General features: G+C 65.1%; 4 protein-coding genes. 2 read left to right on the top strand and 2 right to left on the bottom strand.

All coding sequences use genetic code 11. The features are described from left to right. Positions 1–17: 17 nt before the first annotated feature. Positions 18–10,544, bottom strand: coding sequence for an autotransporter-associated beta strand repeat-containing protein (locus tag K5Y35_RS17710; protein WP_222832495.1), 10,527 nt, complete (start codon positions 10,542–10,544; stop codon positions 18–20). 457 nt (positions 10,545–11,001) lie between these two features. Here K5Y35_RS17710 and K5Y35_RS17705 point away from each other — a divergent pair, with 457 nt between their 5' ends. Then, positions 11,002–11,961 (top strand): nucleoside-specific channel-forming protein Tsx, encoded by a 960-nt coding sequence (locus tag K5Y35_RS17705; RefSeq protein WP_222832494.1) that lies wholly within the window; start codon positions 11,002–11,004, stop codon positions 11,959–11,961. Positions 11,962–11,976: 15 nt separating this feature from the next. Next, positions 11,977–12,999 (top strand): purine-nucleoside phosphorylase, encoded by a 1,023-nt coding sequence (locus K5Y35_RS17700; RefSeq protein ID WP_222832493.1) that lies wholly within the window; start codon positions 11,977–11,979, stop codon positions 12,997–12,999. 127 nt (positions 13,000–13,126) lie between these two features. Here K5Y35_RS17700 and K5Y35_RS17695 read toward each other — a convergent pair whose 3' ends face one another. Further along, entirely contained in the window at positions 13,127–14,083 is a 957-nt protein-coding gene (locus tag K5Y35_RS17695) for a zinc-binding alcohol dehydrogenase family protein (protein ID WP_222832492.1), read from the bottom strand. Positions 14,084–14,087: the final 4 nt, after the last annotated feature.

The following is a 14,087-nucleotide window of genomic DNA, read 5'->3' as shown; positions in this document are numbered from 1 at the left end:
TCGACCCTAAACCTGAATCAGAAGCTTTGACTGAAGCTGATGTTGAAGGCGCTGTCGTTGTTGTCGCTCGACACTTGGCCCGAGTAGCCGATACCCAGCTTGCCGGTCGGGGTGACCTGGAAGTCGATGCCGGCTTCGAGCAAGGCGCTGTCCTTGGCGATCGGCACGCCCTGGGTACTGAACGAGGCGCCGCCGTCGATGAAGCTCAGGTCGGCGTCAGGCTTGGTGTCGCCGTACGCATGGCGCCAGCCGATGGCTGCGCGGGGCGTCAACTGGCTGCCGTTGGCCAGGGTCACCAGCTTGCCGACGCGCACCCCGAGGGTCGAGTAGGTGATGTCCTGATCGGCGTCGGCCTTCAGGCGCCCCACTCCGCCTTTTTCCTTGGCGGTATCGCTGTCGTAGTTGACGTAGGCCAGCCCGGCGAACGGCTCGATGGCCACTCCCGCCGCGCTGATCGCGTACCCCACTTCACCGAACACCTGCGCGCTGCGCGCGTCGTAATCCGCCTTCAGGCGGTCGTTGTAGCTGCCGACGCTGACATCGCGTTTGCTCTCGATGCTGTGCCAGCTGTATGCCGCGCCGAAGCGCACCGCCAAGGCATCGAACTGCGAGTTCAGATAGCCGGCCAGGTGGTAGCTGTCGACCTTGGCATCGGAGTTGCGATCATGCGCGTTGAGGTTGCTGCGGGTGTAACCGGCGGCCATCCCGGCACGCCAGGTGTCGTCCAGCGCCTTGTCGGTGCCGAGCATGAAACCGCCAAGGTTGCGATCGACTTTCGCCGTGTTGCTGTCGCCGCCCATGTCCCCCCAGGCACCGATGGCCCGGATCCAGCCGACCATTTCCCCGTGACAGCCGTTGCTGCTCAGCTGGGTGTCGCTGGGTGCCAGCGTCCGACGTGGATCGTCCGAGGCGCTGCACGACGGCTGGCGCATGCGGTCATTGACCGCCTCACGGATGAAGCGCGAATCCTCCAGCATGGCGCTGGCCGTGCTGGCGTGGATTTCCCCGGACAGACTGTCGAACGCGTTACGCGCACCGGCCACGCTGAGGTTGACGATCTGATTCTGCAGGGCCGCCCCCGCCGGGCCGTTATGGGTGAGGGCCGTGGCGGTGGCGCGCTGGTTACCCGTGGCGGCGACGTCGGCGAACGAGTTGCCGTTGCGGCTGACGGCCAGGGTGACCGAGTCGGCACCATAGATCAGCGAGCTGTCGAGGAACGCATACTGCGGCAGATCGGCTGTACTGAAGGTGCCGGTCACGCCGCCACCTGCGGTGATCAGTGAGTATCTGGTGTTACCGGTGAACGGCGCGAGGCTGTTGACCACCAGCCCGCCACCGAGGGCGGCCGTGCCCCCCACCGCCAGCGGCGTGGCGGTCGGCGAACTGACCGTCAACGCCAAGACACCATCCGCCGCGTTGCTCAGGTTGCCGGCCACACTCAAGGTGCCGTCGGCGCCACCGGAAGCCACTACACCGTGGTTGACCACCGAGCCAACGCTGCCGTTGCCGCTCAAGCCCGCACCGTTGGCGACAGTGACCTGCCCGCCCAGCGAGGCCCGGGCCGCACGGCTGCCGACTTGCAGCACGCCCTGATCGACCGCAACCGTGCCAGTGAACGGTTGATCACCAGTCAACAACAAGGTGCCGGCGCCACGTTTGGCCAGCGCTCCGGCGCCCTTGATGGCGCCATTGAACCGGCCATCGGTGTTCTGCAGGAACACCAGTGAGGCGTTGTTGGTGATGTTGCCTTGCAGGCTGGTGGTGTTACCGACCAGCGTACCGCCACTGACCGTGGTACCACCGCTGTAGGTGTTGGCAGCGCTCAGCAGCAATGTGCCGGCGTCGAGTTTTTCGATGCCGCCGGTGCCGATCAGCGGCACGTCGATTTCGGCACTGCCGCCGGCATTTACCCGGATCGGCGCTGGCGTGCCACCGGGGCCGTTGACCGGAGTCAGTGTATCGCCGGCATCCGGAACCAGGCTGTAGCCACCAACGAGGAACTGCAGGCCGGTGAAGTTCTGATTGCCCTGCACCGTGACCGTGCCGCCCTGCCCGCCGAATACGGCGAACTGACCGTTGGCAGCCAACGCTTGCGTGCCGCTCGGATCAGTCCAGTTGGTCGCCGGGCCCCACACGCCACTGCCGCCGCCGATGCTGCCGTCAGGGTTGGTGGTGCCGCCGTTCCAGAACTGCACTTCACCCGGCGTGCCCTGCACCAGCAGGTTGACCTGATTGGCAATCGCCGTTTGCAGGGTCAGGTTGGCCGCCGACACCGGCAGGCTGCCGTAGACCAGGCCGTTGTCGGTCAGGCTGCCGCCGTAGCTGAAGAGTTGGTAGACCCCGGTGCCGAAACCGCCGGCGTTGCTGATGTTCAGCGTGCCGTCGAGGGTCAGGTTGCCGGCGACGTTGACCACGGTGGTCGAACTGCTGGCCGAGCCAAGGCTGAAGTCCAGATTGCTGCCCGAGGACAACGCCAGCGCGCCGACCGACAACGGCGTGGCGGTACCACCACCGTTCAGCGTTGCGCCGCTGGCCAGTTGCACGTTACCGCCCAGTTGCCCGCTGCCGCCGACTTTCGCGCCGCTGGCGACGTTGACGTTGGCGCTGTTGAGCACACCGTTGACGATCAGGTTGCCGGCCTGCACCGAGGTGTCGCCGGTGAAGGTGTTGTTGCCGCTGAGCAGCAACTGGCCAGTGCCGGTTTTGTTCAGCGTACCGCTGCCGGTGAGGTTGCCGGTGTAGCTGCCGTCGGCGTTCTGCGCGAAGGTCAGCGCCGCGTTGTTGACGATCGCGCCTTGCAGGCTGCTGGTGTCGCCAGTGGTGCTGCCGCCGTTCAGCGTGGTGCCGCCGCTGTAGGTGTTGGCACCGCTGAGCAGCAAGTCGCCGCTGCCGTTTTTCACCAGGCTGCCGGTGCCGGTGATGGCGCCGAGCAGCGTGGTGTTCTGGTTGCCGGCCAGGGTCAGTTGCGCACCGAGGTTGACCGCGTTGGCCAGTTGCAGCGCCGAGGTGCTGTCGAGGGTACCGTTGCCGGTCACGCTCAGGGCGCCGCTGCTGATTGCGCTGTTGTTGCCCAGCACCAGCGTGCCGCCAGCCAGTTGCGTGCCGCCGCTGTAGGTGTTGCTGCCGTTGACGGTCAGGCTCGACGCGCCGGACTTGATCAGGCTGCCGGCACCGCTGACGACACCGTCGAAGGTCAAGGCGTTGCTGCCGGCGACGGTCAGGCCGCCATTGAGCAGCACGTTGTTGGCGAGGCTGATCGCCGCATTGCTGTCCAGTGCGGTGCCGTCCGCTGCGGTCAGCACACCCGTGCCGAGCGCGGCGTTGTTGCCGACAACGATCTTGCCGCCATTCAGCGCAGTACCGCCGGTGTAGCCGTTGGCGGCGTTGAGCACCAGCGTGCCGCTGTCGTATTTGCCGAGGGTGCCGGTGCCGTTGAGCGCCACGCCGAGGGTTGCGGTGGCGTTCGGATCGACGCGCACCGAAGCATTGCCCATCGAGCCGTTGACCAGATTCAGCGAACCCGCCGTGCCGTTCTGCAGGCTGTAGCCGTCGGTGATGAACTGCATGCCGGTGATGGTTTGCGCGCCGTTGACCGTCACCGTGCCCGCCGTGCCCTGGAATACCGCGAAGTTATTGGTCCAGGCCTGATTGGTGGTGCCGTTGACGTCAGTCCAGTTGGTGGTGCCGGAACCCCAGGTGCCGCTGCCGCCCTCCACCGAGCCGTTGGCCACCAGTTGGTTGCCGTCCCAGAACTGCACGGTGACGCCCGGCGCAGTGACCAGCAGGTTGATCTGGTTGGCCAGCGCGGTCTGCAGAGTCAGGTCGCCCGGGGTGACGCTGCCCGGCACCGTGCCGATCAGCAGGCCGTTGTCGGTCAGGCCACCGGTGTAGTTGATCAGGCGATACACGCCGCTGCCAAAACCGCCGATGTCGCTGACGTTGAGGGTGCCGTCCAGGGTCAGGTTGCCGCCGACGTTGACCAGCGCACTGCCGCCCCCGACGACCGGAGTGCCGAGGCCGACGTCGAAGTTCGAGTTGCCGTTGAACACCAGCGAATCCACCGACAAGGTGCTGCCGGTCGCGCCCGCCAGATGCCCGCCATCGGCTACCGTCACCGCACCGGTCAAGGTGCCGCTGCCGCCGAGGGTGCCACCGTTGTTGACCAGCACGTTGCCGCTGGCCAGTGAACCGTTGACCTGCAAGGTGCCGGCGTTGACGTTGGTGTCGCCAGTCAGGTCGCTGATGCCGCTGAGGGTCAGCGTGCCAGTGCCAAGCTTGCTCAGCCCGCCGTCGCCGCTGAGGACACCGGCGAAGGTGCTGCTGACGTTGTTGCCGCCAAGGCTCAAGGTGTTGCCGGTGCCGACCAGCGCCGTGCCGCTGCCAGTGAGGCTGGCGAGACTGCCCGAAGCGCCGAGGTTGAGCGCCGCGCCGCCAGCCAGATTGACCGTGGCGTTGTTGCCCAGGGCATTGGCGCTGAGGGTGGTGAGGCTGCCGGACAGCACATCGAAAGTGCCGCTGAAGGTGTTGTTGCCGGACAGGGTCACGTCGGCCAGACCGTTCTTGGTCAGGGTGCCCGCCCCGGCAATCACGCCGCCGAGGGTCAGGTTGTTGTTGCCGGCCAGGCTCAGGTTGGCATTGAGGTTGACGTTGTTCGCCAGCACCAGCGGCGCGCTGCTGTCGAGGCTCGAGGCGCCGGCCACGGTCAGTGCGCCGCTGCCGAGCGCAGCACCTGTGCCGAGGGTCAGCGTACCGGCGTTCAGCGTGGTGCCACCGGTGTAAGTGTTGATGCCGTTGAGCGTCAGGTTCGACGCGCCGTTCTTGATCAGCCCGCCCGCACCGCTGACCACGCCAGCGAGGCTCAAGTTGTTGCTGCCGCTGTTGCTCAGGTTGGCGTTGAGCACCACGTTGTTGCCCAGACTCACGGCGCTACTGCTGTCGAGCGCCGAGGCGCCCGCCACGCTCAGGTTGCCCAGCCCCAGCGCCGAGTTGCTGCCGGCAGTCAGGGTGCCGGCGTTGAGCGCGATGCCGCCAAGGAAGTTGTTATTGCCACTCAGGGTCAGGTTGGCCGCACCGTTCTTGGTCAGGCTGCCGGCGCCGTTGACCGTACCCGCCAGCGTCAGGTCCGCCGTGCCGCCGATGCCCAGGTTGCCGGCGAGGTTGACCGCGTTGTTCAGCGAAACCGCAGTGCTCGCATCGACGCTGGTGCCCGCCGCGGCGTTCAGCGTGCCAGAGCCCAGTGCCGAGTTCGACGCCAGAATCAACCCGCCGGCGTTCAACGCTACCGGGCCGAGAAAGGCGTTGTTGCCGCCGAGGGTCAGGTTGGCCGCGCCGTTTTTGATCAATCCGCCAGTGCCGCCAATCACCCCGTTGAGCGCCAGTGCATTGCTGCCGACCACGGTCAGATTGCCATTGAGCGTCGCGGCATTGCCGAGGGTCACGGCCGTGTTGCTGTCCAGTTGGGTGCCGGCGTTGGCGGTCAGCGTACCGCTGCCCAGCGCGGTGTTGCTGCCGACGATGATCTTGCCGCCGTCCAGTTGCGTGCCACCGCTGTAAGTGTTGGCGCCATTGAGTACCAGGGTGCCGGCATCGAGTTTGTTGAGGATGCCGCTGCCATCAATATTGACGCCGACAGTGGCGGTCACGCCCGGATCGACGCGCACCGCCGTAGTCCCGCCGGTGCCGTTGACGGCGGTCAGCTGCCCTGCCGCACCGTTGACCAGGCTGTAGCCATCCGTGATGAACTGCAGGCCGGTGAACGATTGCGTGCCGTTCACCGTCACCGTACCGGCGGTGCCCTGGAATACCGCGAAGTCACTGGCCCACGGTTGGTTGACCAGCCCGTTGGCATCGGTCCAGTTGGTGCCGACCGCGTTCCAGGTGCCGCTGCCACCGTCGACCAGGCCGTTGGCGATGGTCTGGCTGCCGTCCCAGTAACGGATGTTGCTGTTGGGTGCCGACACTTGAATGTTGATCTGATTGGCCACCCCGGTTTGCACCACCAGATCGCCCAGCGCATAACCGACCGGCACGCTGGCCACGTCCAGACCGAGGTTGCTCAGGCTGCCGGTGTAGTTGAACAGGCGATACACGCCGACGCCGAACCCACCGGCATCGGTGACGTTGAGATTGCCGTCGAGGGTCAGGTTGCCACCGATGTTCATCAGCGAGGCGGTCGACGGTGTACCCAGCGCCACATCAACGTTGCTGCCGGCCCCGAGGGTCAGCGCACTCGCCGACAAGGTGTTGCCCGACGACAGCGCCAGATGCCCGCCGTTGTTGATGTTCACCACGCCGAGCGCCGAGCCGGTACCGGTCAGGGTGCCGCCGGTATTGACGTTGAGTTGCGCGCTGGCCAGCGAACCGCTGAGGTTCACGGTGCCGCCATTGATTGCGGTGTTGCCGGTGACGCCGTTGATTCCAGTGAGATTCAACGTGCCGGTGCCGATTTTGGTCAGGCCACCGCTGCCGCTGAGATCACCATCAAACGTGCTGGTGAGGTTGCCGCCACCGACGGTCAAGGTGTTGCTGCCGGTCAGTTGCACACTGCCGCTGCCGGTCAGCGCACCGAGGCTGGCGTCGCTGCCCAGATTCAGGCTGGCGCCGGCGCTGATGTTCACCCCGGAGGTATTTCCCAGTGCCCCGCTGTTGAGGGTGGTGACGCTGCCGGAGACGATATTCAGTGCACCGCTGAAGGTGTTGCTGCCGGCCAGCGTCAGGTCAGACAGACCGTTTTTGGTCAGGCTGCCGGCGCCGTCGATGATGCCGTTGAGGGCCAGGTCGTTGTTGCCTGCCACGGTCAGTCCGGCATTCAGGGTGATCGCGTTGCCGATGCCGAACGAGGCGCTGTTGTCGAGGGTCGCCGCACCGCCGACGGTCAAGCCGCCGCTGCCCAGACCGTTGGCATTGCCCAGGGTCAGGGTGCCGGCGTTGAGCGTGGTGCCGCCGCTGAAGGTGTTGTTGCCGTTGAGCGTCAGGTTGGCCGCGCCGTTCTTGATCAATGGGCCGGTGCCGCTGGTGATGCCACCGAGGGTCAGGTTCTGCGTACCGCCTACAGTCAGCGCGGCATTCAGGGCGACGTTGTTGTTGAGGCTGACCAGCGGCGAATTGCTGTCCAGCGTCGCAGCGCCCGCGACGGTTAATGCACCGGACCCCAGCGCCGAACTGTTGCCGACGGTCACCGTACCGGCATTCAGCGTGGTGCCGCCGAGGTAGTTGTTGGCCGCGTTGAGAATCAGGTTGGCCGTGCCGTTTTTCACCAGACTGCCAGCGCCGCTGACCAGACCGGTCAGGGTCAGGTCGGCCGTGCCGCCGACGTTCAGCGCGCCGGCCAGGCTCACCGCGTTGTTCAGGCTGACCGCCGTGTTGGCGTCCAGCGTGGTGTTGGCCGCCGCGTTCAACGAACCGGCGCCCAGCGCGCCGTTGGCGCCGACAATCAGTGTGCCGGCATTCAGCGCGGTGTTGCCGAAATAGGTGTTGGCGCCGTTGAGGGTCAGGTCGGCCGCGCCGTTCTTGATCAGGCCACCGATGCCCGCGACCACACCGCCGAGGGTCAGCGCATTGCTGCCGCCGACGGTCAGGGTGCCGCCGAGGTTGACGTTGTTGGTCAGCGTCGCCGCCGTGCCGGCATCCAGCGTGGTGCCGTTCGAGGCGTTCAGTGCGCCCGTCCCCAGCGCAGTGCTGGAACCGACGATCAGCGAACCGGCGGTCAGCGCCGTGGTGCCGGTGTAGGTGTTGTTGCCGTTGAGGGTCAGGCTCGACGCGCCGGTCTTGATCAGACCATTGCTGCCGCTGATGACCCCGCCGAGGGTCAGCGCGTTGGCGCCACCAGCGGTGAGGTTGGCGTTGAGGGTGATCGCATTGTTCAACGTCACTGCCAAACTGCTGTTGAGGGTGCCCGCCCCGGCCACGGTCAGTGCGCCGGTACCGAGTGCCGCGCCGTCGCCGACGGTCAGGCTGCCGGCGTTCAGCGTGGTGCCGCCGCTGAACGTGTTGGCGCCGCTGAGGGTCAGGTTGGCCGTGCCATTTTTGATCAACTGACCGGCACCGTTGACCAAACCGGACAGGGTCAGGCCACTGCTGCCACCGATGGTCAGGGCACTGCTGTTGAGGTTGATGGTGTTGTTCAGGTTGACGGCGGTGTTGCTGTCCAGCGTTGCCGTATCGGTGACCGACAAAACGCCAGTGCCCAGCGCCGCAGTGTTGCCTACGGTGAGGGTGCCGGCCGCCAGCGTGGTGCCGCCGGTAAAGGTGTTGGAGCCGTTGAGCACCAGGTTGGTGAACCCGCGTTTGGTCAGTCCGCCACCGCCGCTGACGACGCCACTGAGGGTCAGGTTGGCGCTGCCGCCGATGTCCAGATTGCCGCCGAGGTTGATCGCGTTGGTCAGCGCCACCGCGGTGCTGGTATCGAGGGTGGTGCCCGCCGCAGTGGTCAATGCGCCGGTGCCCAGCGCGGTGTTGGAGCCGACAATCAGCGTGCCGGCATTCAGCGCAGTGCCGCCGACGAAGGTGTTGTTGCCGCTGAGGGTCAGGCTCGCGGTGCCGTTCTTGATCAGGTTGCCGGCACCACTGACGACGCCGCTCAGGCCCAATGCCTGCGTGCCGCCGATGGTCAAATCCGCCGCCAGCGCGACGGCATTGGCCAGGGTCACCGCCGTGGTGGCATCCAGCGTAGTGCCTGCGGCCGCGTTCAACGCGCCAGTACCCAGCGCAGTGTTGCTGCCGACGAACAGGCTGCCGGCGTTGAGGAGCGTGTTGCCGGCGTTGGTGTTGTTGCCGCTCAGGGTCAGGCTGGCGCTGCCGGATTTGGTGATGCCGCCAGTGCCGCTCAACACGCCGCCGAGGGTCAGGGCGTTGCTGCCGAGCACGTTGAGTGCGCCGGTCATCGCGATGTTGTTGGCCAGGGTGACGTTGGCCGTACTGTCCAGGTTTGTGCCGGCGGCGGTGTTCAGCGCGCCACTGCCCAGCGCGTCGTTGTTGGTCACCAGCAGGCTGCCGGCGCTCAGGGTGGTAGTGCCGCTGTAACCGCTGTTGGCGCCGCTGAGGGTCAGGCTGCCAGTGCCGGTCTTGGTCAGGCCGCTGCTGCCGGTGATCAGGCCGCCGAGCGTCAATGCGCCGGTGCCGCTGGTCGTCAATGTGCCGCCGAGGCTGATGGCGTTGTTCAGATTGATCGTGCCGGGCGCGCTCAAGGTAGTCGCGCCGGTGACGTTGAGGGTGCCGGTGCTCAGCGCCAGGTTGTTGCCCAACTGCACGGTGCCGCCGTTGAGCGTGGTGTTGCCCAGGTAGGTGTTGGCGGCGCTGAGGCTCAGTTGCCCGGAACCGACTTTGGTCAGACCGCCGCTGCCGGAGATCACGCCGCTCAGGGTGGTGGCGTTGGTGCCTTGCACGGTCACGCCCCCGGCGCCGAGGGAGATCAGGTTGCTGACGTTCAAGCCGGCATTGCTGGCTTGCAGGATCCCGCCATTGGAGGTGAGGACACCGCTGCCGAACGTGGCGTTGTTGTTGAACTGGGCGACACCGCCATTGAGCGTGGTCGCGCCACTGACCAATGGCCCCTGCAAGGTCCAGGTGCCGCTGTTGATGGTCAGGTTGTTGAAGTTGACGTAGTTGGCGCTCGACGCCGTGCCGACGCCGGTTGTGCCGCCGCCGACGCCGATCGGGTTCTGCAGGATCAGGCTGTTGGTGCCGCCCGCGCCACCATCGACGGTCCCGGTCGGGGCGAAAGTCAGGTTGATGCCGATCAGTCCGCCGAGGCCGACGCTGATTTGCACGCCGTCACCGACACTGACCGACGAGCCGGTGATCGCCGTGAAGGTGTTGGTACTGCTCGCGCCCATCGACACGCCGCCGGTGATGGCACCGGCGTTGGTGAAAGTGTTGCCCGCCGCCGAGGTCTCGAAGGCGATCCGGCCGTTGATGGTGCCGGTGCTGCTGTTGGTCATGTTGACCTGCGAACCGCCATACACGCCAACCACCGGGGTGTCGGCCAGGGTGATGCCGCCGATCGAGAGCCCGGTCGAGGTGATGGTGCCGTTGTTGGTGATGGTAGTGGTGCCGGCTGAGGCGTTGTTCACCGCGATGCCCAGGCCGTCGATGCTGGTCAGGTTAAGCCCGAGCAACATGCCGGTGCCGCGGATGATTCCGCTGGCGTTGTTGAGCACGCTGACCGTGCTGGTTGCGCCTGAGCCGATGAAGGCACCGCCGCTCAACACCGAGACCAGCCCCAGCAGCGCCGGGTCGATCGTGCCGGAGTTGTTCAGAGTGATGTTGACCCCGGTCAGGTCCATCACATGGCCGCCGAGGGTCGCGTTCATTTGCGCGCTGGAGTTGACGTTGACCGTCAGGCCGCTGGTGGCGCTGGAAAAGTTGTTGAGAAATAGCGGCAGAGTCGGCACACCGCTACAGGTCACGGTGGAACCGGCCGTGGAGCAGGTGGCCAATGCAGGTGCGCTGACACCGCCAAATAACAACCCGGCAACGCTCAGGTGCACAGCAAGAGAAAGAGGGGAAAAACGCGAAACGAGGGCGACACCAAACCTTGCTTCCACGGGCTACTACTCCTTGTCGTGGCCAATTTCTTCCTTGAAAGCGTGCAAAGCCGCGCTTATTCCACACGCGAATCAAGACTGCGACGGTCATCACAAAACCGCTGATTGGGGACAACGCTAGTAGACGCCCCGCGATGGAGCACGGATTAAATGGTGTTAATACTTTAATACTAGGGCCTTCTAAACCGCGGGTTTCGGCCAGCAAACACTAGCTCTGATCGCCCGACGAACCCTGTAGGAGAGAGCCTGCTCGCGATGGCGTCGTGTCAGATCACTCGATTTTGTCTGATACGCCGCCATCGCGAGCAGGCCCAAGCCTACAAGGGGGAACGCGGCGTGGCCGGGAGACTTGGTACGCCTTGTGCAAACGTTTGCGACCTGCCTGTAACGGCTTTTTCGTAACAAAACCATACAGGCCCGCAGAACCCGGGCCTCGATCCGCAAAAAAGGACTTTGAATGCACGCTGCTTCCCCGCTTCGCGCCCCGTTTGCGCGCACGTTTGCTGTTTCCCTGCTACTGGCCGGCGTTACCGGAGTTCTCAGCCACAGCGCTGTCGCTCAGCCGGCCTTGCCCGAAGAATCCGCCCAGGGCGAAACCCTCAGCCCCGAAGCCAGCCCGCCCAAGGAAGGTGCGTACCTGTCGGACTGGTACAACCAGGACCTGACCCTGATCGGCAGCAAGGACATCAGTTTCGGTCCGCAACCGGCTGACGATATCTATCTGGAGTACGAGTACTTCGGGCGTAAAGGGCCGTTCGAGCTTTACGGCTACGTCGACATCCCGAAGATCTTCAACATCGGCAACAGCCACGACAAAGGGGTGTGGGACCACGGTTCACCGGTGTTCATGGAACACGAACCGCGCATCTCCATCGACTACCTCGCCGGGCGCAGCCTCGCTATCGGCCCGTTCAAGGAATGGTATGTAGCGTTCGACTGGATCTACGACCACGGCAGCCGCAAGGAGAACCGCGCCAACACCCTCTACAGTGGCTTCGGCACCGACATCGACACCCACTCACGGGTCAACCTGTCGGCCAACCTCTACGGGCGCTACCAGTGGGAAAACTACGGCGCGAGCAACGAGTATTCGTGGGACGGCTACCGCGCGCAGCTCAAGTACATCGTGCCCATCGACAAATTCAGCAACGGCGCGTCGCTGACCTACATCGGCTTCACCAACTTTGATTTCGGCTCGGACCTGCACAAAGACAACCCGGCGCGTACCGCCAACGCCACGGTGGCGACCAACGTGTTGCTGTACTCGTTCACCCACCTGCGCTTCACCCTCGTCGGCCGTTACTTCCATAACGGCGGTAACTGGGAGGATGGCAGCGAGCTGAACTTCGGCGACGGCAATTTCCGCGCGCGTTCCAACGGTTGGGGTTACTACGCCGGCATCGGTTACCAGTTCTGAATTGAGGAGATATTCATGCAAGCAATGATGCGTTTGACCCTGGCCGCTGCGGCCCTGCTCTCTTCCTCCACCTGGGCGGCGGAGGCGCCGATCCAGCCGAAAGTCGTGCTGATCACCATGTTCGCCCCCGAGGCACAGAACTGGATCGAGCGCCTGAATCTCAAGCAGGAAGTCCGTGTACCGGGCCTGTCCGCCGAGTACCCGACCATCCGCTGCAACGCTCAGCAGGTGTGCCTGCTGACCACCGGCATGGGCCAGACCAACGCCGCCGCCTCGACCCTGGCACTGGCTCTGTCGCCGAAATTCGACCTGCGCAAAAGTTATTTCCTGATCGCCGGGATTGCCGGCATCAGCCCCAAGCACGGGACCATCGGCACCGCCGCGTGGGCGCATTACCTGGTGGAGTTCGGCACGCAGTGGGAACTGGACTCTCGCGACGCACCGTCGAGCTGGCCAACCGGTTATCTGGGCATCAACACCAAAGGCCCGAACGAAAAACCGCCGCTGGACTACAAGACCGAAGTCTTCGAACTCAACCCGAAACTGCAGGCCAAGGCCTTTGCGCTGAGCCACCAGGTCGCGCTGAGCGAGAGCAAGGAATCGGCGGCGTGGCGCCGGAAATACCCGTCAGCTCCGGCCAACCAGCCGCCCGTCGTCACCCGTTGCGACACGCTGGCAGGCAACACCTGGTTCTCCGGCACTCGCCTGAGCGAACGCGCCGAGGTCTGGACCAGGCTGCTGACCGACAACAAGGGCGAATACTGCACCACGCAACAGGAAGACAACTCAACCTATGAGGCTTTGTTGCGCGCCAGCCGTGAAGGCCTGGTGGATGTGCAGCGCCTCGCGGTGGTGCGCGCCGGCTCCGACTTCGACCGTCCTGCTCCGGGCGGCAGCGAAGTGGACAATTTGCTGAAGTACGCCGATCAGGGCGGCTTCGTGCCGGCGCTGGAAAACCTCTATCGGGCAGGCAATCCGCTGGTGCAGGACATCCTGAAAAACTGGTCGGCGTGGGAAAACGGCGTGCCGCACTCCTGAACCCACCAAAGCACCTTGTGGGAGCTGGCTTGCCAGCGATGGCATTAGAGCAGTCAACATCTTCATCGACTGTTCCACCGCTATCGCTGGCAAGCCAGCTCCCACAGGTTATGCGGTGTTGGTGAGATCAAGGGATGAGGATGATCTTATCGCCGCTGCCCTGATTCACCTCGGCATAACGTGCCAGACCTTCCGCCAGCGGCACCTCCACCAGCCCCTGCGGCAATGGCAGCCGATCCTCATCGAAGAACCGCCCAAACTGCTCGAGCATTGCCGCACAGGCCTCAACGCCATACAGCAGCGAATTGATCCCGACCACCGAACCGCCCTTGCGGTATAGCGCCAGCGCCGGCAACTGCACATGGCCGTCGACGGGTGCCGCGATGATCGCGATGCGGCCGAACGGTGCCAGCGCCGCCACCGAGGCGGGCAGCCAGAAACCGGTGGTGTCGAAGATCACATCGGCGCCGCCGCTGTAAACCGCGTGGACTTGGGCACCGAGCTCTTCGGGTTTATCCAGCTGGATCGTCGCGAAGCCCTGGTCCTGCAAGTCTTTGACCTGCTCCGGTCGCCGCGCCGCCGCCAGTATCTGCGCCCCACGGACCTTGGCCAGTGCCAATGCCGCCGTCGCCACCGCGCCACCGCCGATCACCAGCAAACGGGTTTCAGCACTCACATCGCTGCGCTCAAGCGCATCCCACGCCGTGGTGTACGGCACGCCGAGGCTGGCGGCCTGGGCGAAACTCAGGTGCGACGGTTTGTGCGCCACGCCACTGGCCGGCAGCTTGACGAACTGCGCGTGCGAGCCATCGGCAAAAAAACCCAGCTCACGGCCGGTGCCCCAGACTTCCTGGCCGAGCAACGCCTGCGGGCCTTCAACCACGACGCCAGCAAAATCACGCCCGGGAATCCGCGGCAACGTGGTGTACGGAAAACGCCCGAGCACGTTCTTCACGTCGCTGGGGTTCAGACCGGCCGCCTTGATCTCGACCAGCACATCATCGGCACCGGGCCGCGGAGTGGCGACGTCGACGAAACGCAGGGAAGACAGGTCGCCGGTTTTATCGAATTGCAGTGCTTTCATGAGG

Origin of the sequence: Pseudomonas sp. SC3(2021) (genome assembly GCF_019856535.1) — a bacterium.
Taxonomy (GTDB): Bacteria; Pseudomonadota; Gammaproteobacteria; order Pseudomonadales; family Pseudomonadaceae; genus Aquipseudomonas; species Aquipseudomonas monsensis.
Note: the sequence above shows the minus strand (reverse complement) of the source record. Positions and strands in the feature narration are given on the sequence as shown.